At 70.6% G+C, this 23386-nt stretch carries 25 protein-coding genes; 15 read left to right on the top strand and 10 right to left on the bottom strand.

Annotation, left to right across the window (positions count from 1 at the left end):
• Positions 1–47: 47 nt before the first annotated feature.
• Entirely contained in the window at positions 48–1382 is a 1335-nt protein-coding gene (locus tag ACFYXF_RS20735; RefSeq protein ID WP_389351057.1) for a glycoside hydrolase family 125 protein, read from the bottom strand.
• Positions 1383–1585: 203 nt separating this feature from the next.
• Between ACFYXF_RS20735 and ACFYXF_RS20730 the strand changes: the two genes are divergently transcribed.
• From ACFYXF_RS20730 to ACFYXF_RS20715, 4 genes are all read left to right on the top strand, one after another.
• Positions 1586–2587, top strand: coding sequence for a LacI family DNA-binding transcriptional regulator (locus ACFYXF_RS20730; RefSeq protein WP_389351056.1), 1002 nt, complete (start codon positions 1586–1588; stop codon positions 2585–2587).
• Entirely contained in the window at positions 2584–3450 is an 867-nt protein-coding gene (locus ACFYXF_RS20725; protein WP_389351055.1) for an ATP-binding cassette domain-containing protein, read from the top strand. The genes ACFYXF_RS20730 and ACFYXF_RS20725 overlap by 4 nt, the downstream gene beginning before the upstream one ends.
• Positions 3447–4493, top strand: coding sequence for an ABC transporter permease (locus ACFYXF_RS20720; RefSeq protein WP_389351054.1), 1047 nt, complete (start codon positions 3447–3449; stop codon positions 4491–4493). The genes ACFYXF_RS20725 and ACFYXF_RS20720 overlap by 4 nt, the downstream gene beginning before the upstream one ends.
• Before the next feature lie 66 nt (positions 4494–4559).
• Positions 4560–5540 carry an ABC transporter substrate-binding protein gene (locus ACFYXF_RS20715; protein WP_389351053.1) on the top strand — a complete coding sequence of 327 codons (981 nt, stop codon included), beginning with the start codon at positions 4560–4562 and terminating at the stop codon, positions 5538–5540.
• 119 nt (positions 5541–5659) lie between these two features.
• Here ACFYXF_RS20715 and ACFYXF_RS20710 read toward each other — a convergent pair whose 3' ends face one another.
• On the bottom strand, positions 5660–6208 hold the full coding sequence (locus ACFYXF_RS20710; protein WP_389351052.1) for a YceI family protein: 549 nt from the start codon (positions 6206–6208) through the stop codon (positions 5660–5662).
• A 55-nt stretch (positions 6209–6263) separates the two neighbouring features.
• The gene (locus ACFYXF_RS20705; protein ID WP_389351051.1) at positions 6264–6755 is read right to left on the bottom strand and encodes a MarR family winged helix-turn-helix transcriptional regulator; all 492 of its coding nucleotides are present in this window, start codon (positions 6753–6755) and stop codon (positions 6264–6266) included.
• A 123-nt stretch (positions 6756–6878) separates the two neighbouring features.
• Here ACFYXF_RS20705 and ACFYXF_RS20700 point away from each other — a divergent pair, with 123 nt between their 5' ends.
• Both ACFYXF_RS20700 and ACFYXF_RS20695 read left to right on the top strand, forming a co-directional pair.
• The gene (locus tag ACFYXF_RS20700) at positions 6879–8240 is read left to right on the top strand and encodes an MFS transporter (protein ID WP_389351050.1); all 1362 of its coding nucleotides are present in this window, start codon (positions 6879–6881) and stop codon (positions 8238–8240) included.
• A gap of 285 nt (positions 8241–8525) precedes the next feature.
• Positions 8526–9347, top strand: coding sequence for a BTAD domain-containing putative transcriptional regulator (locus tag ACFYXF_RS20695; protein ID WP_389351049.1), 822 nt, complete (start codon positions 8526–8528; stop codon positions 9345–9347).
• Between the two features lie 107 nt (positions 9348–9454).
• Here the strand turns inward: ACFYXF_RS20695 and ACFYXF_RS20690 are convergent, their stop codons facing one another.
• Complete coding sequence (locus tag ACFYXF_RS20690; protein ID WP_389351048.1) at positions 9455–10315, bottom strand: SDR family oxidoreductase; 861 nt, start codon at positions 10313–10315, stop codon at positions 9455–9457.
• 65 nt (positions 10316–10380) lie between these two features.
• Positions 10381–11991, bottom strand: coding sequence for an FAD-dependent monooxygenase (locus tag ACFYXF_RS20685; RefSeq protein WP_389351047.1), 1611 nt, complete (start codon positions 11989–11991; stop codon positions 10381–10383).
• Between the two features lie 191 nt (positions 11992–12182).
• On the opposite strand from ACFYXF_RS20685, the gene ACFYXF_RS20680 reads away from it, so the two are divergent.
• From ACFYXF_RS20680 to ACFYXF_RS20655, 6 genes are read left to right on the top strand one after another with little or no spacing between them, the layout of a single operon-like run.
• Entirely contained in the window at positions 12183–12494 is a 312-nt protein-coding gene (locus ACFYXF_RS20680; protein WP_389351046.1) for an antibiotic biosynthesis monooxygenase family protein, read from the top strand.
• Entirely contained in the window at positions 12491–12943 is a 453-nt protein-coding gene (locus ACFYXF_RS20675) for a nuclear transport factor 2 family protein (protein WP_389351045.1), read from the top strand. The genes ACFYXF_RS20680 and ACFYXF_RS20675 overlap by 4 nt, the downstream gene beginning before the upstream one ends.
• Complete coding sequence (locus ACFYXF_RS20670; RefSeq protein ID WP_389351044.1) at positions 12918–13418, top strand: nuclear transport factor 2 family protein; 501 nt, start codon at positions 12918–12920, stop codon at positions 13416–13418. The genes ACFYXF_RS20675 and ACFYXF_RS20670 overlap by 26 nt, the downstream gene beginning before the upstream one ends.
• The gene (locus ACFYXF_RS20665; RefSeq protein ID WP_389351043.1) at positions 13411–13872 is read left to right on the top strand and encodes a nuclear transport factor 2 family protein; all 462 of its coding nucleotides are present in this window, start codon (positions 13411–13413) and stop codon (positions 13870–13872) included. The genes ACFYXF_RS20670 and ACFYXF_RS20665 overlap by 8 nt, the downstream gene beginning before the upstream one ends.
• A 20-nt stretch (positions 13873–13892) precedes the next feature.
• Positions 13893–14645, top strand: coding sequence for an SDR family NAD(P)-dependent oxidoreductase (locus tag ACFYXF_RS20660; RefSeq protein WP_389351042.1), 753 nt, complete (start codon positions 13893–13895; stop codon positions 14643–14645).
• A gap of 31 nt (positions 14646–14676) precedes the next feature.
• Entirely contained in the window at positions 14677–15738 is a 1062-nt protein-coding gene (locus tag ACFYXF_RS20655) for an LLM class flavin-dependent oxidoreductase (RefSeq protein ID WP_389351041.1), read from the top strand.
• Positions 15739–15824: 86 nt separating this feature from the next.
• Here the strand turns inward: ACFYXF_RS20655 and ACFYXF_RS20650 are convergent, their stop codons facing one another.
• Complete coding sequence (locus tag ACFYXF_RS20650; RefSeq protein WP_389351040.1) at positions 15825–16892, bottom strand: phosphotransferase family protein; 1068 nt, start codon at positions 16890–16892, stop codon at positions 15825–15827.
• A 179-nt stretch (positions 16893–17071) separates the two neighbouring features.
• Between ACFYXF_RS20650 and ACFYXF_RS20645 the strand changes: the two genes are divergently transcribed.
• From ACFYXF_RS20645 to ACFYXF_RS20635, 3 genes are all read left to right on the top strand, one after another.
• Positions 17072–17572 (top strand): flavin reductase family protein, encoded by a 501-nt coding sequence (locus tag ACFYXF_RS20645; RefSeq protein WP_389351039.1) that lies wholly within the window; start codon positions 17072–17074, stop codon positions 17570–17572.
• Positions 17573–17634: 62 nt separating this feature from the next.
• Positions 17635–18423: a 3-oxoacyl-ACP reductase FabG gene (gene fabG / locus ACFYXF_RS20640; RefSeq protein WP_389351038.1), complete on the top strand. Its 789-nt coding sequence runs from the start codon at positions 17635–17637 to the stop codon at positions 18421–18423.
• 64 nt (positions 18424–18487) lie between these two features.
• Complete coding sequence (locus tag ACFYXF_RS20635) at positions 18488–19459, top strand: aromatase/cyclase (protein ID WP_389351037.1); 972 nt, start codon at positions 18488–18490, stop codon at positions 19457–19459.
• Between the two features lie 69 nt (positions 19460–19528).
• Here the strand turns inward: ACFYXF_RS20635 and ACFYXF_RS20630 are convergent, their stop codons facing one another.
• The 4 genes from ACFYXF_RS20630 to ACFYXF_RS20615 are packed head-to-tail and all read right to left on the bottom strand — an operon-like array spanning position 19529 to position 23340.
• Positions 19529–20464, bottom strand: a complete 936-nt coding sequence (locus ACFYXF_RS20630; RefSeq protein WP_389351036.1) for an MBL fold metallo-hydrolase — start codon at positions 20462–20464, stop codon at positions 19529–19531.
• Positions 20461–20727 (bottom strand): acyl carrier protein, encoded by a 267-nt coding sequence (locus tag ACFYXF_RS20625; RefSeq protein WP_389351035.1) that lies wholly within the window; start codon positions 20725–20727, stop codon positions 20461–20463. Before ACFYXF_RS20625 ends, ACFYXF_RS20630 begins: the two co-directional genes overlap by 4 nt.
• Before the next feature lie 58 nt (positions 20728–20785).
• The gene (locus ACFYXF_RS20620; RefSeq protein WP_389351034.1) at positions 20786–22057 is read right to left on the bottom strand and encodes a ketosynthase chain-length factor; all 1272 of its coding nucleotides are present in this window, start codon (positions 22055–22057) and stop codon (positions 20786–20788) included.
• Positions 22054–23340 (bottom strand): beta-ketoacyl-[acyl-carrier-protein] synthase family protein, encoded by a 1287-nt coding sequence (locus tag ACFYXF_RS20615; protein WP_389351033.1) that lies wholly within the window; start codon positions 23338–23340, stop codon positions 22054–22056. Before ACFYXF_RS20615 ends, ACFYXF_RS20620 begins: the two co-directional genes overlap by 4 nt.
• Positions 23341–23386 lie beyond the last annotated feature (46 nt).

Raw genomic sequence — 23386 nt, 5'->3', positions numbered from 1 at the left:
GCCCGCGATCGTAAGCGAGCGCGGGCGCGGGCAGGGCGTAAGTGGCTTTACCGTGAGGGCCGTTCGGTCACGGACAGCCGGGGGTGCAGACGTGCGGTGGACCGTCCGGTGAGGTCGAGCAGCAGCTCGGCGAAGAGGGCGTCGCCCCAGCCGAACCAGGGCCGTGTGAAGGTCGCGGGGTCGTCGACGTGGAAGCTCTCGTGCATGGCACCGGTGCCCGCGTCGGTGCGCAGCAGCAGCTCGGCGAGGCGGACCCGCTCGGCCTCGTCGTCGCTGGTCAGCGCCTGCATGGTGAGGGAGAGCGGCCAGACGTGGCCGGGCGGGGTGTGCGGGCTGCCGATGCCGGCGGCCGAACTGCCCGTGTAGTGGAAGGGGTTGGCGTCGCTGAGGACGAACTCGCGGGTGCGCAGGTAGAGCTGGTCGCCCGGGTCGCACCAGCCGAGGTAGGGCAGTGAGAGCAGGCTCGGGATATTGGCGTCGTCCATCAGCAACTGCCCGCCGAGACCGTCGACTTCGTACGCGTACACCGTGGGGTCTGCCCCTGCGGTCACCCCGTGCGTACGTACCCCGGTGGCGATCTCGCCGGAGAGGGCCGTGGCGTCGGCGGCGAGATCGGGGTCCCCGATCGCGGTCGCCAGTTCGGCGAGGCCGCTCAGCGCGACGGCCGCCATGGCGTTGGACGGGACCAGATAGCCGTACTGGCAGCGGTCGTCGCTGGGGCGGAAGCCGGACCAGGTCATCCCGGTGGGCGCGGTCGGCACGCCCCGGCCGTCGCGGGCCAGGATGTCGTACTCCCAGTCGCCCTCGCGCCGGAACTCGTACGGTGAGCTGTTCTCGTGGTCCTGCTCGACCCGCCACAGGGCGATGATCCGGCGGGCGGCGCGGGCGAAGCGGTCGTCGGCGGTGAGGTGGCCGAGGCTGCCGGTGGCCCGCCAGATGCCGTACGCCAGTTGGAGCGGGGCGCACAGCGAGTCGATCTCGTACTTCTGCTCCCAGACCAGCGGGGCGGGGACCGGATCGTCGACGTAGCCGGCGCCGGAGCCGTCGGGTTCGGCGTTGAAGGCGTTGGCGTACGGGTCGGCGAGGACGTACCGCAGCTGGCGGCGCAGGACGCCGGTGAGCGCGGCGGCGACGGCCGGGTCGTCGGCGGCGAGCAGGTAGGGGCGGACCTGGGCGGTGCTGTCGCGCAGCCACATCGCGGGGATGTCACCGGTGAGGACGAAGACCTCGCCGTCGGGCTGGGGGCGCATGGCCCGGCCCCAGGTGCCGGTGAGCAGGGCCGTGAAGCGGTCGGCGGCGCGCGGGTCGAGGGAGCGCAGCTCGCGGTGCACGTCGGCGCTCAGGGCGCGGAGGCCTTCCGGCAGCTCGTCGACAGGCCTCATCTTCATCCTCCGGTGCGCTGAGACAACGTTGTTTCGGAACAACGTTGTCGGAGCGTACGTACCGACCCCCGCACCGCGCAAGGCGTGCAAAATCCGCGTTCCGATCCATTGACAACGTTGTTTCACGGGAGTTTGCTGTGCGGCACGCAACGACGCGTAGCGACCTTTGTCGCGAAGCGAGCCTTTTCGGAGTGATGCCGGACATGCGAACGCCCACCATGCGGGAGGTCGCCGCCCTCGCCGGGGTGTCGATCAAGACCGTCTCCCGGTTCGTCAACGGTGACGAGACGGTCTCCCCCGCGATCGCGGAGCGGGTGCGCGCTGCCATAGACGAGACGGGTTACCGCCGCAACGACCTCGCCCGGAGTCTGCGCCCCGGCCAGCGCAGCACCACGCTCGCGCTGCTGGTCGGCGATCTGACCAACCCGTTCTACGGTTCGATCGCCAACGGTGTCATGGGCGTGGCCCGCGCCCACGGCCACAATGTCGTGCTGGCCAGCTCCGACGAGGACCCCGAGGCCGAGCGCCGAGGCATCGACGACCTGCTCGGACAGCGCGTCGCCGGGCTGCTGATCGTGCCCGGCGCCATGGACTACGGCTATCTCGGCCGCGAGGTCGCCCAGGGCACCCCGGTCGTCTTCGTGGACCGGCCCGCGCTGGGCCTGGACGCGGACACCGTGCTGCTGGACAACCACGGGGGCGCCCGTAAGGCCACCGAGCATCTGATCGCCGCCGGTCACCGGCGGATCGGGGTCGTCGTGGCCGCCAGCCACTACACCACCGGGCGCCGGCTCGACGGCTATCTCGACGCGATGCGCGCCGCGTTCGGCGAGGTCGACGAGGCCCTGGTCGCCCGCCTGGAGCACGGCACCCGGGAGGAGGCCGAGCAGGCCGCCGCCGAACTCCTCGCACTCCCCCCGGACCGGCGCCCCACGGCCCTGTTCACCACCACCAACTTCCTGACCCACGGCGCCCTGCGCGCCATGGGCCCGGGGCAGGACACGGCCCTGGTCGGCTTCGACGACTTCCCGTTCGCCGATCTGCTGCCCACCCCGGTGACGGTCGTGTCCGGGGACGCCGACGAGATGGGCCGCGAGGCCACCCGACTGCTGCTGACCCGGATCGCGGGCCAGATCGGACCACCCCGCCGGGTCCAGCTCGGCACCGTACTGATCCCCCGTGGAAGCGGAGAGCAGAAACCATGAGCACGCCCACTCCCGCCGGTCCGGTTCCGGTCGGCCCGACCCCGCACGGGGCCACCGCCCTCGCCACCCCGGTCCTCGAACTGTCCGGCATCGTCAAGAGCTACGGCCAGGTGCAGGCGCTGCGCGGGGCCGCGCTCACCGTCTATCCGGGCGAGGTGGTCGCGCTGGTCGGTGACAACGGCGCCGGCAAGAGCACCACCGTCAAGGTCATCTCCGGGGTGATCCAGCCCGACGCGGGCGAGATACGGGTCGACGGCCGGCCCGTCACCATCCCGGACCCGATCGCCGCCCGGCGCCTGGGCATCGAGACCGTCTACCAGGATCTCGCGCTCGCCCCCGACCTGGATCCCGCCGAGAACCTCTTCCTCGGCCGCGAGATCATGCGCCCCGGTCTGCTCGGGAAGCTCGGGTTCCTGGACCGGAAGGCCATGCGGGCCAAGGCCGACGAGGCGTTCGGTTCGCTCGGTGTCGGCATCCAGGACACCGCCGCGCAGGTCGTCACGATGTCCGGCGGCCAGCGCCAGGGCATCGCGGTCGGCCGGGCCGTCAACTGGGCGGACCGGGTGCTGCTGATGGACGAACCGACGGCCGCGCTGGGCGTCGTACAGACCGAACGGGTCGGGCAGTTGATCCAGCGGGTCCGGGCCTCGGGTGTCGCGGTGGTCCTGATCAGCCACAACCTGCCGTTCGTCTTCGAGTACGCGGACCGTATCGAGGTGCTGCGGCTCGGGCAGCGGGTGGCCCGGCTGTCGGGCGCGACGGCGACCAGCGAGAACGTGCTCGGCGCCATGACGGGCGCCCTCACCTTCGAGGACGCGTCCGATCCCGCCCTCGATCCGGCAGACAGCGAGGACCAGTCATGACGACCCCCACCACCGAGGTGAAGTCCGCCCGACCGGACGAGAACTCCGCCCGTCCGCTGCGCTCGGTCGCCCTCGCCGCCGCCTGGCGCAACATGAAGGGCACCCGGAGCCTGGCCCTGGTCGTCCTGCTGGTGCTGCTCGCGGTGTTCGGCGCGGCCTACCCCGACAACTTCCTCACCGCGTACAACCTGCGCAGCGTCGCCATCGAGGCCGCCTCCTACTGCGTCCTGGCCATCGGGATGACGTTCGTGATGACCACCGGGGGCATCGACCTGTCGGTCGGCTCGGTGCTGATCTTCTCCGGGGTCGTGGGCGTGAAGGTGATGTCGGCACTGGGCGGCGGCGGCCCGCTGACCCTCCTCGCGGGCCTGCTGACAACGATGGCAACGGGCCTTGCCTGGGGCGTTCTCAACGGCCTCCTGGTCACGAAGGCCAAACTCCCGCCGCTGATCGCCACGTTGGCGACCCTCTCGGCGGCGGGCGGCGGCGCGCTCGTCCTCACCAACGGCCTGGATCTGCGCGGCGTCCCCGACTCCCTGGTCAGCGGCCTCGGCTTCGGCCGCTTCCTGGGCATCCCGTACACGGTCTGGCTGGCCATCGGCCTCACCATCGCCGGCGCGATCGTCCTCGGCCTGACCCGCTTCGGCACCTACACCCGCACGATCGGCTCCAACGTCGAGGCCGCCCGTCGCGCGGGAGTCGCCGTCGACCGCCACCTCATCAAGGTGTACGCGCTCTGTGGACTCCTCGCCGGAATCGCCGCGTACGTCAACCTGGCCCGCTTCTCCACCACCACCGTCGGCGGCCACACCGGCGACAACCTCCAGGCGATCGTCGCCACCGTGCTCGGCGGCACCAGCCTCTTCGGCGGGGTGGGCAGCGTCCTGGGCACCGCCTTCGGGTCCCTCATCCCGGCCGTGCTGAGCAACGGCCTGGTCATCATCGGCCTCCAGCCGTTCTGGCAGCAGGTGGCGGTCGGCGCGGTCCTGGCGGGGGTCGTGTACGTCGACCACGTCAACCGGCGCCGCCGCACGCTCCGTTAAGCCCCCTAAGCCCCCTCCATTCGCTGGTCCCCGCTCAACGCCCCGTCGCACCAATGGAGTTGCACCATGAAGACCGCCCACCTCACCCTCAGAGGCGCCGCCCTCGCGAGCGTCCTCCTCCTCGGCGTCACCGCCTGCGGGTCCGGCGATTCGTCCTCGACCGCCAACCCGAAGGTGACCGTCATCCTCGGTACCGCGTCCGACTCCTTCTACAACACCCTGGGTTGCGGCGCGAAGGCCGAGGGCAAGAAGCTCGGCGCGACGGTGGACGTCCAGGGCGCGACGACCTTCGACCCGGCGACGCAGACCCCGATCCTCACCAGCACGGTCGCCAAGAAGCCGAACGCGATCGTCATCGCGCCGACCGACTCCAAGGCGCTGGGTACGCCGCTGAAGCAGGCCAACGAGGCCGGCATCAAGATCGTGACGGCCGACACCGGGCTCGACGACACGAGCTTCGTCTCCTCCGCCGTGTCCTCCAACAACGAGGAGGGCGGCGCCGAGGCGGCCCGCACCCTGGCCAAGCTCGTCGGCGAGAAGGGCAAGGTCGTCATCATCGGCGGCACCCCGGGTGTCACCACGGCCGACCAGCGGATCAAGGGCTTCGAGACCGAGATCAAGAAGTACCCGGACATCACCTTCGTCGGCGTCCAGCCCTCGACACCCAGCGGTGGCGTGGTCGAGGCCGCCCGTCTGACCGCCGCGTCCCTCTCCAAGGACCCCGACCTGGCGGGCATCTTCTCCATCAGCACCCCGGCCAGCGACGGCGCCAACAACGCCATCAAGGACGCCGGAAAGGTCGGCAAGGTCAAGGTCGTCGGCTTCGACGCGGGCCCCGCACAGGTCGAGCAGCTGAAGAAGGGCACGGTCCAGGCACTGATCGCCCAGAAGGCGGAGGAGATCGGCGCCCAGGCGGTGCGCGAGGCGGTGAACGCGGTCCAGGGCAAGAAGGTGACGAAGACGATCGGGACGTCGTTCGTGTCGATCACGGCGGCCAACCTGGGCGACGCGAACGTGAGCAAGTACGTGTACCGGTCGACCTGCTGACGACTCGTCAGCGTCAATCTGCGGCAACCGCCTTGTGGCTCCGCCCTGTTGCCTGGGGCGGAGCCACTTCTGCCTGGGGCGGAGCCACTTCGATGCTCAGGCCCCCTGGGGGGTGAGGCTCACGCTTCGAGCGCGGCCTCGACCTCCAGGGCGATCGTGATCTTGTTGCCGACGGCGCCGCCCGCGGCGCCCCCGGTGACGCCGAAGTCCCGGCGGTTGATCTCCGTACGTGCGGAGAAACCGACGACCCTCGTACCGTCGTAGCTCTCGCCGAAGCCGCCCACCTCCAGTTCGAGGGTCACCGGCCTGGTGACCCCGCGCAGGGTCAGTTCGCCGTCGAGCAGGGCCCCACCGTCACCGTCGGGACGCACACCGGTGGAGACGAAGGTCATGGTCGGGTGATCCGTCACGGACAGGAAATCGTCACCGCGTACATGCTCGTCGCGGTCGTTGTTGCGGGTGTCGATGGACGCCGTCCGGATCGTGGCGGTGACCGAGCACTTCAACGGGTCCTCGGCGGTGACGATCACCCCCTCGAAGGCCCCGAAGGTGCCGCGCACCTTGCTGACGCCGAGATGCCGGACGGTGAACGAGACGTCCGAGTGGACGGGGTCGATGTTCCAGGTTCCGGCACGGTAACCCTGGAACTCGGCGAGCTGCTGTGTCATGAGGGATCCTCCACTCTCAGGTGGTCGGAGTTCGGAGTCGGTGAGCCCACGAAGGTCAGCCCTTGCGTCCGCCCGTCGGGCCCGGTCGCTCCGGGCGGCTTCCCGCGGCTCCCGGCAGGGGCTCCCGGAGAACACGCTCCAAGTCCTCCAGGAGCTCCAGGAGTTCTTCGCCGGAGGCAGCGGACAGCCCGGACACGATGTGCTCCGCGAGGGACTTGCCGAGCCTGCGGATCTCGGGCACGACGGCCCGGCCCTGGTCGGTGAGCGTCACCACCACGGCCCGGCCGTCGGTGGCCGAGGCCGCGCGGCTGACCAGGCCGGCCGCGCTGAGCTTGCGCACCATGTTGGTCACCGTGGGCGGCTCGCAGCCCGCGGCGGTGGCGAGCTGAACCTGGGTGCAGGGGCCGCGTTCGGCCAGTTCGAGCAGGATGACGTCCTGGCCGGGGTGCATCTTCAGGTCGGCGAGCAGTGCCGCCGTATGGGTGCGGTGCTTGATGCTGATCCGCCTGATCAGCTGGTTCAACGCATCGGCCTGCTCCGCACGCACCCGGCACCTCCTGGGCTTGAAACAACTTACTTAGCCGTCTAACCTTTTTGCTTAGCCAGCTAATCTTTAGCTGGCTAAGTAAATATAGCAGCGCCTCCCCCTGCCACCACTGGAGCGTTCGACATGACCGACACCCCACAGCGCGACCGCTGGCTGCTGGTGGCAGCCGCCGGGCTGGCGGTGTTCATGGCCACCATCGACATGAGCATCGTGAACGTGGCGATGCCCGCCATCCAGAAGGACCTCGACACCGAGCCGACCGTCACCGAATGGGTCGCCATCGGCTACTTCCTGCCGCTGATCGCGCTCGCGCTGCCGAGCGGCCGCTGGCTGGACCGGGTGGGCAAGCGCGCGGCACTGGGCTTCGCGGCCACCGGGTTCGGGGTCGCCAGTGTCGCGTGCGGGCTGTCCCCCACCATCGAGGTGCTGATCGGCGCCAGGGTGGCCCAAGGGCTGTTCGGCTCCGTGCTGTTCGCGATGACGCCCGTGCTCGCCACCCTCGCGGTACGTCCCGAGGTGCGCGGCAGGGCGCTGAGCGTGTTCGCGACACTGGGCCCGCTGGGCGCGGTGAGCGGCCCCGCGGTGGGCGGCCTGCTGATCAGCGGACTCGGCTGGCAGTGGATCTTCTACGTGAACGTTCCGGTGTGTGCCGCGGTCGTGGCTCTGGGCATGAGCCAGATCGCCCCGGACGGGCCGCTGCGGATTCCGGGCCGCGACTGGTTCGCGGAGGCCGCACTGCTCGGGGCGGGCACGGCCGCGCTGATGCTCGGGCTGTCCTTCACCGCGAGCGAGGGCCTCGGCTGGCTGGCGCTGAGCGCGCTGGCCGTCCCGTTCGTCTGGATCTGGGCCCGCCGACCGAGCAGCGCGGCGCCGCTCTCCCTGCTCCGCACCCCCGGCGTGACCGGCCCGCTGGTCAGCCTGCTGACGATGATGACCGCGCTCGCCTTCGTGCAGTATCTGGCGCCGTTCTTCCTCGACCAGGTGCTGGACCGGTCCGCCGGGACGGTGGCCGCGACGGTGCTGGCCTTCCCTCTCGCCATGGGGGTGTGCGGTCCGATCTCCGGCGTGCTGACCGACCGGTGGAACCCGCGTCTCACCATGATCACCGGCGCGACCGTCGCCACCGTGGGCCTGCTCCTCCTCCTGCCGCTCGACGAGGGCTGGCAGCCGGCGGACGTCGCCTGGCGGCTCGCGGTCATCGGTGCGGGCGTCGGCCTGTTCACCGCGCCGAACCAGACCACCCTGATGTCCAACGCCCCGAAACAGATGATGGCGACCGTGGGCGCGGGCAGCAGCCTGATCCGGCAGCTCGGCCTCTCCCTGGGCCCGGCTCTCGCCACCCTGACGTGGGCGCTCAACGACTACCGGACCTCGGGCATGCGCATCGGCCTCGGTGTGGCCGTCGTAGCCGCGCTGATCGCGGGCGTGTCCGCCGCACGCCGCCCCCGCCCGGCCATGGAAACGAGCCACGGAGTTTGTCGGTGAACAGACCGATCGGAACAATGCATTCCGAAAAAGCTGAGCAAAAATTCTCCAAAAATGTCAACCCCGCAGACCGCATCTGCGTGGAAGACATCCAAGATTAACAAATCATCGCTTGAGCCGCCCCCGCGCCATGCTTTAGGATTTCCTCTGTTTAGGCAGTAACAGGCCAGTAATCATGCTCGAGATCTCCAGTCGCTCGAGGTAACGGGGGAGCCGGAATACCAAACCGAGGGCTGCCCTCCCTCCGTTCCGCTTCGGGCCTCTCCGGGGGAGGTAGGCGAGAACGTGATCGAGTTTTCTGTATTGGGGCCACTGGGTGTGTACGAGCAAGGGTGCTCGTACACCCCGACGGCCCCCAAGCAGCGTCAGCTGCTGGCGCTCCTCCTGCTCAACTCCAACCAGGTCGTCTCGACGGACACCTGTATCGAGGAGCTGTGGGAGAACTCCCCGCCGAACACATCACTGTCCACCCTCCAGTCCTACATCCTTCAATTACGCAGAAAACTGCGACAGATTCCACGCATCGGCAGCTTACGCGCGGCACACAGCGTTCTGGAGACCCGCGACAACGGCTATCTGATGGTCGTCGAGGGCGAGAGTCTGGATGCCGCCGCCTTCACGTCCCTCGCCCGCAAGGGACGTGACCTGCTCAACCAGGACGATGCCACCGCCTCGTCGCTGCTGGCCAAGTCCCTGCGGATCTGGCGGGGTTCGGCGCTGTCGGACGTCCAGACCGGCCCGGTCATGCAGTCCCACCTGGTGGGTCTGGAAGAGGAACGGGCCAGCGTGCAGGAACAGCGCATCGATGCCGATCTGCGGCTGGGCCGGCACCAGGAGCTACTGGGTGAACTCAGTTCGCTCACCACGAAATATCCCATGCACGAACAACTGCACGGCCAGCTCATGCTCGCCCTGTACCGTTCGGGCCGGCGTACACAGTCACTGGAAGTCGTACAGCGGCTGCGGAAAACCCTGCGCAACGAGCTGGGCATCGAACCGTCCCCCCAGATCCATCAGCTGCACCAGGCGGTTCTGGCCTGCGACCCGCTGATCGATTTCCCCAATCCGGTCACGGAATCCTCTTTTGCTCAGGCTCTCTTCCGATGACCGGGAAGTGATCCAGGAAAAAGAGACACGGGAAAAGCGGAATGGCGTGCGGGTGCCGGACGGAGATGATTCCGTCCGGCACCCGCACGCCGCACCAGGATTTCTGATCAGACGAAGAAGCCGCGATTGTCCTCGGCCCACTGGCGGAATGTCCGGGGCGGACGGCCCAGTACCTGCCGTACCCCGTCGAAGGTCCGGCCACGGAATTCGTCGCCCGACTCGATCGCTTCTTTCAGCGCCTTGACCACACCGTCCGCGGTCTCCGGGGAGAATCGCGCGGCGAGGATCTCACGGTGTTCCTCGAGCGAGATCTGCTCGAAGCGCAGCTCCCGGCCGAGCACCGAGCCGAGTATCTCCACCTGCTGCGGAGTCGTCAGCGCCTCGCCTCCGGTCAGCGCGTGGACGGCGCCCTCATGGCCGTCCGTCGTCAGTGCGCGCACGGCGACGTCCGCGATGTCCTGCGGGTCGATATTGGCCTCCGCCAGGTTGGCCGCCGGGCCGCGGACGACCCCCTCGGCCCGGACGGACCCGGCCCAGCCCAGCGCATGGGTCATGAAGCCGTTGGGCCGCAGAATCGTCCAGCCGAGACCGGACCGCTGGAGGGCTTCCTCGGCCAGCCGGTGCCAGCGGCCCAGCGGCGTCTCGTTCGCCTCGTCGGCCTCCTGCACGCCCAGCGTGGAGAGCTGCACGATGTGCCGCACCCCCGCCTTCGTGGCCGCGGCCACGAGATTCGCGTCGTGGGTGCTCTTGTTGTGGCCGAGCGCCATCAGGAAGACCTTGTCGACGCCGTCCAGCACCCCCTGCAGCGTCTCGGGACGGCCCAGGTCGGCGGCGACCACATCGAGGTCCGGGGCGAATCCCGCCCGCGCCGGATCACGGGTCAACGCGCGCACCTTGTGGCCGGACTGCCGTAGCCGGGCCAGTACCTTGCCCCCCACATTGCCGGTGGCACCGGTCACCAGGATCATGGCAACTCCCCTTCTTGGACGGTCGGTCGGACGGACGGTTGGACGGACGGTCGGTCGATCCGCGGTCAGCCGGCGGGGCGGTCCAGCACCTGGCGCAGGGCCTGTTCCAGTTCGTCCGCCCTGCCGTCGCCGGGCGAACGCCAGGCGACGAAGCGGTCCGGGCGCACCAGAACCGCTCCTCGGGGTGTGACGCCGTATGTCTTCTCCCAGCCGCCCGTACGGTGCACCGCGAGCGGTACGCCGAGCCGGGCGGAGGCGGTGGCCGCGGCGGTCTCCCAGTCCTCCGCTTCGGCGCCGGTCAGCAGCACGAACGAGCGGCCGAACAGGGCCGTGGTCGAGGCGGCGGGTGCCGCCGTCCCCTCGTCGGACGGCTCCAGCCGTACGTACGGCGCCCGCGAGCCGGGCCGCCCGGTCGGGCTGACCGGGTCCTCCAGCAGCTCGCCCGCGTCGTCCGGCTCCCGTACGACGGCGCCGTGCGCACAGCGGTAGCCGAAGACCTGGGTGACCGGGTGGATCGGGGCGGCGGCCGTGCCGTCCGCAAGATGCGGGCCGAGGCGCTCGACGGTGTTGGTGAACTGCTGCTCCGCGATCATGTCGGCGACCGGCCTGCGCTCCGTGTCATGGCTGTCCAGCAGGCCGGGGCCGGCCTCGCCCTTGACCACCATGGCCAGCTTCCACGCCAGATAGAAGCCGTCCATGACCGCGGTGTTGCCGCCGAGGCCGCCGGGCGCGGGCACCACCTTGGCCGCGTCACCGATGAGATGGACCCGGCCGACGGTGAAGGTGTCCGCCACCTCGCACTCGATCTCGGTCTCACCGCTGCCCACGACGGTCAGCTCCAGGTCCGGCAACCGGAGCCCGGCCCTGACCAGTTCGGCGCACTGCTCGGGCGAGTAGCCGGAGAAGTCGGGCTGTTCCTCGGTCATGCCGCGGATATAGCCGTACCGTCCGGGGATGTCGGTGGTGTAGAAGACGCCGGGCAGCGGCTTCAGCAGATGGAACAGGGCGAACCTGCCGCCCTCCGCCAGCCCGCCCTCCAGCGTCGACAGCGGTCCGCTCATGTCGGCGTCGAAGAACACCCGGAAGATCCCGCCGAGGAAGCCCCGGCCGTGCGTTCCCACACCCAGGGCCTCGCGCACCGGACTGCGGCGCCCGTCGGCCGCCACCAGATGGTCGGCCCGCACGGTGCGTTCCGCGCCGGTGACCGTGTCGCGCAGTACGGCGGTGACCCCGCCGGCGTCCCGGTCCTGCTCGAAGGAGACCAGGCGGGTGTTGAAGTGCAGGTGGGCGCCGAGTTCCGCGGCCCGGTCGGCCAGGATCTCCTCGGTGCGCTCCTGGCTGGCCATGGCCCACTCCTCGGGCGAGACATGGTTCATGCTCATCTCGCCCTGGGTCATGATGCCGCGCAGCACAGGGCCGGCGAGGGTCTCGGCGATGGCCATGTAGAACCGGCCGTCACCGCCCGGCGAGGCCTCGGTGATCCGGTCGGCCACGCCGCCGATCCGCAACGCCTCCATGGTGTGCGGATACTGGCCCCGTGCCTTCATCACCACGGACGTACCGGGGTGCTTCTCGACGAGATGTGCTCGGACGCCGTGCAGTCCGAGGAAGAGAGCCGTACTCAGGCCGGACAGCCCGCCGCCTGCGATGAGAACGGGAACGTGCTCGTCGGACACGGGGCCTCCTTGAAGTGGGGAACGCGCGGGTCTGCGGCCAGCCTGGTGCCCCCGGATAGTGAGCCGGTCGGGGCCCGGTGACGCCCCGTGCGAGCGCCGGTCGGGACACCCGCCACCGCGCGCGAGGGTCTTCGCCCGGGCTCCAGCGGCTCCCCAACGGCCCGATACCGCAGGGGCGCAGGGTGTGAGCCATGGTTGTCTTCGTCAATAAAGTGAGCGTCATCGGCAACGCCGGGGACTTCGAGCGCGTCTACGGCCACATCGCGGACCATCTGCGCACCCGGCCCGGCCTTCTCCGCTACCAGCTGCTCCGTTCGCAGAAGGACCCCCTCACCTACTTCAACGTCGCCGAGTGGGAGACGAAGGAGCTCTTCGACGCGGCGATGGCGGACCCCGAGTTCCGCGCCAGGCTGAAGAAGCTGGAAGGGCTCATCAAGGGCGACCCGCATGTCGCGGACGTCGTCGACCACGGTGTCGTCGCCGCCGAGGGGAGTTCCCGATGACCCAGACCACGGCCGAGACCGTGCTGGCCGGGCCTCCGGTGGACGGTCAGGTGTACGCGGAGATCCTCCAGTTCTACGCCCACCACATGCAGTTGCTCGACGCGGGCGCGGCGGAGGAATGGGCGGACGGCTTCACCGAGGACGGGGTGTTCGCCCAGAACGTGAAGCCCGAACCCTGGAGCGGCCGGAGCACGATCGCCACCTCCATGCGACGCGGCGTCGACCGGCTCGCCGGCCGGCAGGTGCAGCGGCGGCACTGGTTCGGCATGGTCGCCGCCACCGCCGTGGACCCGGACACCGTGCGCTCCCGCTACTACGCCGTGGTCTTCGAGACGCCCCGGGGCGGCAAGGCCTCCGTGTATCTGAGCACCACCGGTGAGGATCTCCTCGTACGGCAGGACGGCGGCTGGCGGATCCAGCGCCGTGACATCGCGCACGACGGTGTCTGAGCACACCGGACCGGTACCGCCGGCGGATCCCGGACTGTACGCCGAGATACAGCAGTTCTACGCCCGCCAGGTCCAGCTGCTCGGTACCGAGGACATCGACAGCTGGTCCCGGACCTTCGCCGAGGACGCGGTCTTCGAGCAGGAGACCGAGCCCGGCCGGACCTTCGCCCGCGGCGCCCCGTCGCACCGCCGGGGCCGGGCCGCCATCGCGGCGGCGGCGCGGGGCGCCGTCCAGCAGCGCCGTGAGCAGAAGACCGTACGGCGCTACCTGATCGGCATGCTCGACGTCGCCCCGCAGGACGACGGTTCGGTGCGGACGGAGTACTGCGCCGTGCTGATCCAGACCGGCCGGGGAGAACCGCCCGTCGTCCACCTCAGCACCACCGGACGCGATCTGCTCGTGCGGGAACGGGACGCCTGGCAGGTACGGCACCGGATCAACTCTCATGACAACAAGGAGACCCAACGTGGCTGATCTGACCCGGGCCCATGTGGAAGCGGCATACGAGGCCCTGTTGACCGGGGACAAGCAGAAGATCCTGGAGTACTGGCACGAGGACCTGCGGTTCGAGATGCCGGGCAACCACCAGTTCGCCGGCTGGTTCAACGGGCTGGACGACTATCTGGAGAAGATGGCCAAGCTGAACGAGGCGTGCGGCGGACGGTTCACCGCCACGACCCTCAGCATCCTGGTCAACCCGGACGACGGGCTGTCCGTCGACATCACCCGCCTCGACGGCTACCGCGCGGACGCCCCGGAGGACGCCACCTCGCCCTACGAGCGGCTGCAGATCGAGAACATCCATGTACTGCGCTGGGAGAACGGCCGGATCGTCGAGGGCCGCAGCGCGCTGTTCGCCGACGGCGGCACCCTCGCCAACATGTGGTGGTCGCCGATGAACAGCCGCGGCGAACGTACCGAGCTGTGACGGGCCGTATGACGACGGACATGGGCGCGCTGAAGGACCGCGCGATCGTGGTGACCGGCGCGGGCACCGGCATCGGCCGGGCGACGGCGCACGCCTTCGCGGACGAGGGGGCGCGGGTGCTGGCGGTCGGCCGGACCGCGGCGCGGCTCGCCGAGACCGCGGCGGGCCGCCCCGGGATCCAGGTGCTGGGCGCCGACATCTCCCTGTCCGAGGCACCCGAGCGGATCGTGGCGGAGGCGGGCCGCCTGCTCGGCGGCATCGACGTGCTGGTGAACAACGCGGTCACCATGACGTCCGCCCCGCTCGGCCGGATCGACCCCGCGGACATGGCACGGCAGCTCGCCACGAACCTCCAGGCTCCGCTCCTCCTCGCCCAGGAGGCGCTGCCCGCCCTGGAGGCGTCCAGGGGGACGATCATCAACGTCACCACCGCGGGCAACCAGCGCGGCTGGCCCGGGCATTCCGTGTACGGCGCGACGAAGACCGCGCTGGACTTCCTCACCCGCACCTGGGCCCTGGAACTCGCTCCCCGGGGCATCCGGGTGGTCGCGGTCTCACCGGGCCCGGTGGACACCCCGATCGGCGAGCACGCCGGGCTGGACACGGAGGGCATCGCGCGGCTGCGGGAGCGCCAGCGCCGACGGGTGCCGCTGGGCCGGGTGGGGCGGCCGGAGGAGATCGCCTGGTGGATGGTGAATCTCGCCCGTCCGGAGGCCTCGTTCGCGACCGGGCTCGTACTGCCGGTGGACGGCGGCGCGGGCGTCGTCTTCTGAGCACCCGCCCTCTTCCGAGAACGGAGAACGCATGAAGTTCGGGATCAACTTCTTTCCCACCGTGGGCCCCGGCGAGAAACCCGCCGGTGAGTACTTCGAGGAGGCCCTGAGCCTCGTCGAGCTGGCCGAGGAACTCGGCTACGACCATGTGAAGACCGTCGAGCACTACTTCTTCGAGTACGGCGGCTACAGCCCCGATCCGGTCACCTTCCTGGCCGCCGCGGCAGCCCGCACCAGCCGGATCAACCTGGTCACCGGCGCGGTCATCCCGGCCTTCACCCACCCGGTCAAACTGGCGGGCAAGCTGGCGATGCTGGACAACATCTCCAAGGGCCGGCTGCACGTGGGCTTCGGCCGCGCCTTCCTGCCGGACGAGTTCGACGCCTTCGAGCTCTCCATGGACGAGAGCCGCGCCCGCTTCGCGGAGGGGGTGCTCGCCTGCACGCGGCTGTGGCGGGAGGAGGACGTGGTCTTCGAGGGGGAGTTCTACCGGTTCGGCCCGGTCACGCTGCTCCCCCGGCCGTATCAGCGGCCCGCTCCGCCGGTCCTGGTCGCCGCGGCGATCACACCGTCCTCGTGCGAACAGGCCGGCCGGGACGGTCACGGGCTGATGCTGGTGCCGTCCATCTCCAAGCGCGAGAAGGTCCAGGAGATGCTCGGTCTGTACCGCAAGACCTACGCGGACGCGGCCCATGAGCCGGGCGCCGACGAGGTGCACATGAGCTACAACTGCTACGTCAGCGAGGACCCGGCCGAGGCCAGGGCCAAGGGCAAGCAGTACTCGCAGCGCACGAACGCCGTGATGCGCGACGCCGTCGCGGCCTGGGGCGAGCGGCGCAGCTCCGGATACGCGGGCTACGAGCAGATCGTGGACCGTATCGGCAAGGCCGACTTCGACAAGGCACTCGCCGAGAACAAGGTCCTGGTCGGCACCCCCCACGAGGTCACCGAGCGGCTGCGCACGATCCGCGAGTGGTACGGCGACGTGACCATCAGCCTCCAGGTCATCTCCGGCAACCCCACCCACGCGGAGTCGGTCCGCACGATGCGGCTCTTCGCGGAACAGGTGATGCCGCGTCTGGCGGAGGACTGAGACGAACACCGGTGAAGGGGTACGGCGTACAAGGAACTGTCCCTTGTACGCCGTACCCCTTTTCGCCGTTTCGTCGTTTCGTCGTTTCACCGGGCCCGCAGTGTGCGCTCCAGCAGCCGGGCCGCGTTGGCGGCGAGCGGGATGTCCTTCTCCGAGGCGGCCAGGCCGTGTTCCACCAGCAGCCGCCCCACCCGGGAGGCGATCAGGGCGAAGCGGAGGCCGGCGAAGAGTTCGTACCAGCCCATGTGCCCGGCCACGGACCGTCCGGTCAGCGCCTCGTACCGCTCGATGGTGCGGGACCTGTCCGGCAGGCCGGGCAGCCGCTCGGCGCCGACGCCCTCGCTCAGGTGCCGGTCCAGATACAGGAACCAGCCGAGGTCGGCCTCGCCGGGGCCGAGGAACGCCATCTCCCAGTCGACCACGGCGGCGGGCCGCACCCCGCGGAAGAGCAGGTTGCCGAGCCTGGCGTCGCCCCAGACCAGGCCGGGGTTCTCCGGCTCCGGGGGCCGGGTGTCCCGCAGTTCGCGCAGGGTGTCCGCGGCGAGGGGGGAGCCGGCGCAGCCGAAGTGGTCCAAGTGCCCCTCGTAGAAGTCCAGTTGTCCGGTGAGTCCGCTCGGGGCGGTCCGCGAACGGGCCAGGAAGCCGAGCCCGTGGGCGGCCGGGCTCAGCCGGTGGACGCGGTGCAGTACGTCCACTCCGTGCCACCACAGCCGCTGCCGCGACGGCTCGTCGAGCTCCGCCACGGGGCCCGCGCGGTGGTACGACGGGAGGTCCGGCGGGGTCCAACCGTCCACGTACTCCATGACGTAGAACGGCGCGCCCAGCACTGCCGGGTCGGGCTCGTGGCCGCAGGGCCGGGGTACCGGTACGTCCGTCCCGACGAGCGCCTCCAGGACGCGGTACTCCTCGCCCAGCCGCTCCAGGGGCATCACCCGGTGCCGGTCCGGCGCGACCCGTACGACGAGCCGCCGGCCGCCCGCGCCACCGGGACCGGGTCCGGTGAGCCGCACCAGCAGGGTCTCGTGGGAGAACCCGGCCCGCTCGGGCACCGTGACCGACAGTTCCGCTCCCGCGTTCTCCGGCAGCCTGCGGGAGAGCCAGTCCGTGAGGCGCTTGCGGGTCAGTTCGGGATCGCGCTGCTGCGGGACCGGCACGGTTTGCTCCCCAGGACGTGGACGGGCGCTCGATGCCGTCGATCCTCACCCGGCGCGATGGTGCCGCGCTGGTGGTGCGCTCACCCCTTCACCGAGCGCCGACCGGCTCACCAAGAGCGGTTGCCAGCCTGGAGAAGGTCAGCGATCCGGCCGGTGATCCGCCCTCCAGGAGGTCATTCATGAGCATGGCTCCGCCCGTCGGGACCCATGTCGAGCCATTGGTGCTGCGCCAGGTGCTCGGCCATGTCCCGACCGCGGTCACCGTGGTCACCGCCGCCACGGAATCCGGCCCCGCCGGACTGGTGGTCGGCTCCTTCGTCTCGGTGTCGCTGACACCGCCGCTCGTCGGGATCTTCGTCGACGAGAGGTCCACCAGCTGGCCGTCGATGAGCGGCGCGGGCTCGTTCACCGTCAACGTGCTGGCGCACGACCAGCGGGAACTGTGCGCGCGGTTCGCCCACAGCGGCGGGGCGAAGTTCGCGGGGCTGTCCTGGTGGGAGTCGCCGCACGGCAACCCGGTGCTGCCGGGGACCACCGCCTGGCTGGACTGCGTGGTGCAGCAGATCCAGCGGCTGGGCGACCACTACTTCGCGGTCGGGGAGGTGGTCGGTCTGGGGATGGGCGACGCCGTACCGCCGATGGTCTTCCACCGCGGCGCGCTGCGCACGGTCGGGCTCTAGGGCCCGCCGCACGGAACGAGCGAGCACCCCACGCACAGGCCACCACAGACAGAGGGAGAACCATGGCAAGCGAGCAGGACACTCGTACGGTACTGATCACCGGGGCCACCAGCGGCATCGGCCTCGCCGTCGCCCGGACCCTGGGCGCGGCCGGCCACCGGGTCTTCATCACGGCCCGTACCGCCGAGAACGTCGAGAAGACCGTCAAGGAGCTGACCGCGGACGGCATCGTGGCGGACGGGGTGGCGGCCGACGTGCGGGACACCACGGACATCGAACGGGCCGTCTCGGCCGCGGTGGAGCGGTTCGGGCCGATCGACGTCCTGGTCAACAACGCCGGGCGCAGCGGCGGCGGAGTGACCGCCGAGATCCCGGACGAACTGTGGGACGACGTCATCGAGACCAACCTGCACAGCGTCTTCCGGGTGACCCGCGCGGTGCTCACCACCGGCGGACTGCGCGAGCGGGCCACCGGCCGGATCATCAGCATCGCGTCGACCGGCGGCAAACAGGGCGTGGTGCTCGGCGCGCCGTACTCCGCGTCCAAGCACGGCGTCGTGGGCTTCACCAAGGCCCTCGGCCTCGAACTCGCGAAGACGGGCATCACGGTCAACGCGGTCTGCCCCGGCTATGTGGAGACGCCGATGGCGCAGCGGGTCCGCGAGGGGTACGCCGCCGCCTGGGACACCACCACCGACGACGTGCTCACCCGGTTCAACGCGAAGATCCCGCTGGGGCGTTACTCCGCCCCGGAGGAGGTGGCGGGCATGGTCGGCTACCTCGTCAGCGACGTGGCCGCGTCGATCACCGCGCAGGCCATCAACGTCTGCGGCGGCCTGGGCAACTACTGACCCCGCGCCCACGGACACGCACGGGAACCGGCAGACATCCTGAGCAGGGAGGCACAACACCGTCATGACCGACATCCACCGCACTCGGCACACGATCACCGTGGACGCTCCGGCGCGGACCGTCTACGACCTCATCGCCCACGCCACCGACTGGCCCCGGGTCTTCCCCCCGACCGTTCATGTGGAGCGGACCGACGACGGGGACTCCCCGGACTCCGGTGCCTCCGCCGAGCTCATCACCATCTGGGCGACGGCCAACGACGAGGTCAAGAAGTGGACCTCGCGCCGCGAGCTGGATCCCGAGGCGCTCACCGTCGGCTTCCGGCAGCGGGTCTCGCAGCCGCCGGTCGCCTCCATGGGCGGCGACTGGCGGATCGAGCCGCTGACCGACGCCAGTTGCACGGTCGTCCTCGACCACGACTTCACGGCGGTCGACGACGCCCCCGAGAACCTGGCCTGGATCGGACAGGCCGTGGACCGCAACAGCGGCACCGAACTGGCCCGCCTCAAGGCGAGCGCCGAACAGGCCGGGCGGCTCGGCGAGTTGCTGCTCACCTTCACCGACACCGTGACGGCCCAGGGTTCGGCGGCGGACGTGTACGAGTTCATCTGGCGCGCGGAGAAGTGGCAGGAGCGGCTGCCGCATGTCGCCCGGGTGGCGCTGACCGAGGAGGCGCCCGGGATCCAGACGCTGGAGATGGACACGGTGGCCACCGACGGCTCGCAGCACACCACCCGGTCCGTCCGGGTGGGTTTCGAGCCGCACCGCATCGTCTACAAGCAGCTCCTCGTGCCCGCGCTGCTCACCGCGCACGTCGGCGAGTGGCTGCTGACGGAGACGGACGCGGGGCTGGTGATCGCCTCGAAGCACACGGTCGTCGTCAAGCCGGAGGCGGCGCCGAAGGTGCTCGGCCCGGAGGCCACGGTGGCCGACGCCCGTGCCTTCCTCCGCAAGGCCCTGGGCAACAACAGCCTCGCCACGATGCGGCACGCGAAGGAGTTCGCCGAGGAGCGCGGCGGCGTCTCGGTGGGCTGACCGGCAACGCGGGAGGCGCCCGGGGCCAGGAATCTCTTCCTGGCCCCGGGCGCCTCCCGCGTTGTGTGCTCAGGCCAGACAGGTCAGCGGCCGGCCGCCGTTGTAGCGGACCATCTCCGCGAACACCGGCCCCGAGCGGATCTGGGTGTCGATCGGGTGCCCCCGCTCCTCGGAGCAGGCGCGGTGCAGATTGGCCACCACCCGCTCCGGGTCGCGCAGTCCGGCGTGCTCCCCGAGGTCGCTCTCCAGGGCGGCCTCCAGCGGTTCCAGGCCGGCCTCGACAGCCGCCCGGGCGGTGGTGCGGATCCAGCGGAGATACGCCTCCGCCTGGTCGATCGCCTCGGGGCCGCTCACCTCGCCGTGGCCGCCGACGACCGTCCGTGGGCCGAGCGCGCGCAGCCGCTCCAGGGCGTCGAGCGAACCCCGTACGGAGCCCATGAGCACGAACGGCGTGCAGCCGGGCATCAGCACGTCCCCGGCGAAGAGCAGCCGGTGTTCGGGCACCCAGACGACGATGTCGTTGGTGGTGTGCGCCGGACCCACATGGATCAGTTCGACCCGGGTCCCGTCCACGTACAGGGTCAACCGCTCCTCGAACGTCACTGTGGGCAGGGCGAGTTCCACCCGGCCCCAGTCGGTGTCCGGCCAGACCTGGAGCAGTCCGGTGCCCTTCTCCGCCATTTCGGTGCGCGCCAGCTCGTGCGCGACGACCGTCGCCTCGGGGGCGAACAGCCAGTTGCCGAAGGTGTGGTCGCCGTGGTGGTGGGTGTTGATCACGGTACGCGGCGCGACCGGGGTCAGATCGCGCACCGCCTCCCGCAGCCCGCGACCGCGGGACTCGGTGGCGGCGGTGTCCACGATCGCCACCGAGTCCCGGCCCAGGAAGATCCCCGAGTTGCTCAGGCACCAGCCGCCGTCCGGCTGGAGGTAGGCGTAGATGTTCTCCGCGACCTCCTGCAACCGGGGCGGCGCGGTGGTGCCGGACGCGGTGACCGGCGCGGTCACGCGGCCTCGGCCTTGTCCAGCATGCCGTTGACGAGTTCCAGGAACAGCCTGGGGGTGTTGGCCGACGAGGCGTGGTCGTCGTCCAGGCTGATCCGGTACTCGCGCTCGATCATGCCGCTGACCTCCAGTACCGCCAGCGAGTCGTAGCCGAGATCCGTGAACTCCGTGTCCAGCAGGTCGTTCGTGACGTCGGGGGCCTCGTCGCTCTCCCCCGCCGCCCTGTGCAGCATGTCCTTCAGGCTCTCCAGGGTCATCTCGGCCATGGTCGGTGTCTCCTCTTCCCTTTGTTCGTACGTGCCTGTGTGCATGTCCTGGGGTCGTTCAGCCGTCCTGCTTCCGGACCACCAGGGCGGCCGTGAACCCCCCGGTGCCGCGCGCCAGGACCAGCGCCGTGCGCAGGGGTGCCTCGCGCGGTTCGTCGCGTACGAGGTCCAGGCCGGCGCACCAGGGGGCGAGTTCCGCGACATGGACGGTGGGCGGGATCACCCCGTCGCGCAGAGCCAGCAGCGCGGTGGCGGTGTCCAGCGCGCTGCCGCCGGAGGCGAGCCGGCCGACCATGGTCTTGGGCGCGGTCACCGGGACCCCGCCCGGGCCGAAGACCGCGGTGACCGCCTCGGCCTCCGCCCGGTCGGACTCGGGCAGCCCTGAGGCGTCCGCGAAGACGGCGTCCACCTCGTCCGGCCGTACGCGGGCGTCGGTGAGCGCCTGCTCGATCACCCGGCGCAGCGCCGGCGGGCGGCCGGTACCGGGGGCCGGGTCGATCCCGGCGGCGTAGCCCGCCACCTCGCCGTACGTGCGGGTCACGCCCCGTGCCCGGGCTGCCTCCGCGTCCTCAAGGACCAGGATGGCGCCGCCCTCACCTGGCACCCAGCCGGCGGCGTCGGTGTCGAAGGGCACGAAGGCGCGGCCCGGGTCCGCGCGTTCGCTGATCCCGCCGCCGGCGAGGTAGGCGACCCAGCCCCATGGGCAGAGCGCGCCGTCCACTCCGCCGGTGACCACGAAGGGCGTGCCCTTGCGGATGTGGCGCCGGGCGTGCCCGAGGGCGTCGAGTCCACCGGCCTGCTCGGAGACCAGCACTCCGCTGGGGCCGCGCATCCCGTGCCGGATGGAGATCTGGCCGGTGTTGACGGCGTAGAACCAGGCGAAGGACTGGTACGCGCTGACGTGGTTGACGCCCAGGCTCCACAGCTTCTCCAGCTCCCGGTGCCCGAACTCGAAGCCGCCGTAGGCATTGGCCGTCACCACGCTCATGCCGTACTCCGGCAGCTCCGCCGGGTTCGCGGAGGCGTCCTCCAGCGCCCAGGCGGCGGTGGCCAGCGCGAGCCGGGTCATGTGGTCGGTCTGCGGGATCAGCCGCTTCGGGATGTGGTCCGCGGCGGTGAAGTCGCGTATCTCACCGGCGAGTCGGGCCGGGTACTGGCCGGGGTCGAAGCGGGTGATCCGGTCGATGCCGGACTCCCCGCGCAGTGTGGCCCGCCAGTACTCCTCGGTGCCCAGGCCGTTGGGCGCGGCCACCGACAGCCCGGTGACCACCGCGGTCGCCTTCGCCGTTGCCGTGGCCGCGGGTGCCGTCGGGGTCGCCGTGTCCGTCATGACGCCCGCCGATCGGGCCTGGCGAGCACCATCGCGCTCTGGAAGCCGCCGAACCCGCTGCCCACGGTGAGCACCGCGTCGGTCCGCTTCTCCCGCGCGACCAGCGGAACGTAGTCCAGGTCGCACTCCGGGTCCGGGTCCGTGAGGTTCGCGGTGGGCGGGATGACGCCGTGTTCCATGGCCAGGGCCGACGCGGCGATCTCGATGGAACCGACGGCGCCCAGCGAGTGGCCGATCATCGACTTGATGGAGCTGACCGGTGTGTCGTACGCGTGGTGGCCCAGGCTCCGCTTGAACGCCGCGGTCTCGTGCCGGTCGTTCTGCTTGGTGCCGGAGCCATGGGCGTTGATGTAGTCGATGGCGGTGGGATCGCACCTGGCCTCGTCCAGCGCGACCCGGATGGCCTCGGCCATCTCACGGCCGTCGGGGCGCAGTCCGGTCATGTGGTAGGCGTTGCACCGGGTGGCGAACCCGGCGATCTCCGCGTACACATGCGCGCCGCGCTGCCGGGCCCGCTCCCATTCCTCCAGTACGAACATGGCGCAGCCCTCGCCCAGGACGAAGCCGTTGCGCGACCGGTCGAAGGGGCGTGAGGCGCTCCCGGGGTCGTCGTAGCGCGGTGTGGTGGCCTTGATGGCGTCGAAGCAGGCGACGGTGATCGGGGAGATCGGCGCGTCGGTGGCGCCCGCGATCATGACGTCCGTCGTCCCCTCCCGGATCAGCTCGGCGGCGTGTCCCACCGCGTCCAGGCCCGAGGTGCAGCCCGCCGAGACCACGGCGGCCGGGCCCTCGGCACCGACCGCGTGTGCGACCTCCATCGCGAAGGAGCTGGGCACGAACCAGTCGTAGAGATGCGGCATCCCGTACCTGTGGTCGACCGTCCAGCTCTTTCCGCCGTCGCTCACCACCCGGTACTCCTGGTCCAGGCTCATGGTCGCGCCGACGGCGCTGCCCACGGTGACCCCCGTACGGAGCGGGTCGAGCCCGCCGGGTTCCGTGCCGCTGTCCGCCATCGCCTCCCGTGCCGCGGCCAGCGCGAACTGCGCGGCCCGGTCCAGCCGTCGGATCTCCTGCGGGGAGAGTCCCTCGGCCACCGGGTCGAAGTCGGCCTCTCCGGCCACCCGTGACCGGAAGGGGGAGGCGTCGAAGAAGGTGATTCCCCGGGTGGCCGTACGACCGGAAGTGATCAGTTCCCAGAATGCCTTGGTGCCTGTTCCTCCGGGCGCGATCACACCGATGCCGGTGATGACCACCCGGCGCCCAGCCTGTGTCTCTCGTGTCATACGGTCGACCATCCATTCGCGTCCTGGTGCACCGGTGGTGAGGGGA

The sequence above is a fragment of the Streptomyces sp. NPDC002680 genome (genome assembly GCF_042889145.1).
GTDB classification, from domain to species: Bacteria; Actinomycetota; Actinomycetes; order Streptomycetales; family Streptomycetaceae; genus Streptomyces; species Streptomyces adonidis.
Note: the sequence above shows the minus strand (reverse complement) of the source record. Positions and strands in the feature narration are given on the sequence as shown.

Excerpts from the sequence above, each read along its gene's own strand:
- ACFYXF_RS20735 (WP_389351057.1), bottom strand. The coding sequence starts at position 1,382 with ATGAGGCCTGTCGACGAGCTGCCGGAAGGCCTCCGCGCCCTGAGCGCC.
- ACFYXF_RS20730 (WP_389351056.1), top strand. The coding sequence starts at position 1,586 with ATGCGAACGCCCACCATGCGGGAGGTCGCCGCCCTCGCCGGGGTGTCG.
- ACFYXF_RS20725 (WP_389351055.1), top strand. The coding sequence starts at position 2,584 with ATGAGCACGCCCACTCCCGCCGGTCCGGTTCCGGTCGGCCCGACCCCG.
- ACFYXF_RS20720 (WP_389351054.1), top strand. The coding sequence starts at position 3,447 with ATGACGACCCCCACCACCGAGGTGAAGTCCGCCCGACCGGACGAGAAC.
- ACFYXF_RS20715 (WP_389351053.1), top strand. The coding sequence starts at position 4,560 with ATGAAGACCGCCCACCTCACCCTCAGAGGCGCCGCCCTCGCGAGCGTC.
- ACFYXF_RS20710 (WP_389351052.1), bottom strand. The coding sequence starts at position 6,208 with ATGACACAGCAGCTCGCCGAGTTCCAGGGTTACCGTGCCGGAACCTGG.
- ACFYXF_RS20700 (WP_389351050.1), top strand. The coding sequence starts at position 6,879 with ATGACCGACACCCCACAGCGCGACCGCTGGCTGCTGGTGGCAGCCGCC.
- ACFYXF_RS20690 (WP_389351048.1), bottom strand. The coding sequence starts at position 10,315 with ATGATCCTGGTGACCGGTGCCACCGGCAATGTGGGGGGCAAGGTACTG.
- ACFYXF_RS20680 (WP_389351046.1), top strand. The coding sequence starts at position 12,183 with ATGGTTGTCTTCGTCAATAAAGTGAGCGTCATCGGCAACGCCGGGGAC.
- ACFYXF_RS20675 (WP_389351045.1), top strand. The coding sequence starts at position 12,491 with ATGACCCAGACCACGGCCGAGACCGTGCTGGCCGGGCCTCCGGTGGAC.
- ACFYXF_RS20660 (WP_389351042.1), top strand. The coding sequence starts at position 13,893 with ATGGGCGCGCTGAAGGACCGCGCGATCGTGGTGACCGGCGCGGGCACC.
- ACFYXF_RS20655 (WP_389351041.1), top strand. The coding sequence starts at position 14,677 with ATGAAGTTCGGGATCAACTTCTTTCCCACCGTGGGCCCCGGCGAGAAA.
- ACFYXF_RS20645 (WP_389351039.1), top strand. The coding sequence starts at position 17,072 with ATGAGCATGGCTCCGCCCGTCGGGACCCATGTCGAGCCATTGGTGCTG.
- fabG (WP_389351038.1), top strand. The coding sequence starts at position 17,635 with ATGGCAAGCGAGCAGGACACTCGTACGGTACTGATCACCGGGGCCACC.
- ACFYXF_RS20635 (WP_389351037.1), top strand. The coding sequence starts at position 18,488 with ATGACCGACATCCACCGCACTCGGCACACGATCACCGTGGACGCTCCG.
- ACFYXF_RS20625 (WP_389351035.1), bottom strand. The coding sequence starts at position 20,727 with ATGGCCGAGATGACCCTGGAGAGCCTGAAGGACATGCTGCACAGGGCG.
- ACFYXF_RS20620 (WP_389351034.1), bottom strand. The coding sequence starts at position 22,057 with ATGACGGACACGGCGACCCCGACGGCACCCGCGGCCACGGCAACGGCG.
- ACFYXF_RS20615 (WP_389351033.1), bottom strand. The coding sequence starts at position 23,340 with ATGACACGAGAGACACAGGCTGGGCGCCGGGTGGTCATCACCGGCATC.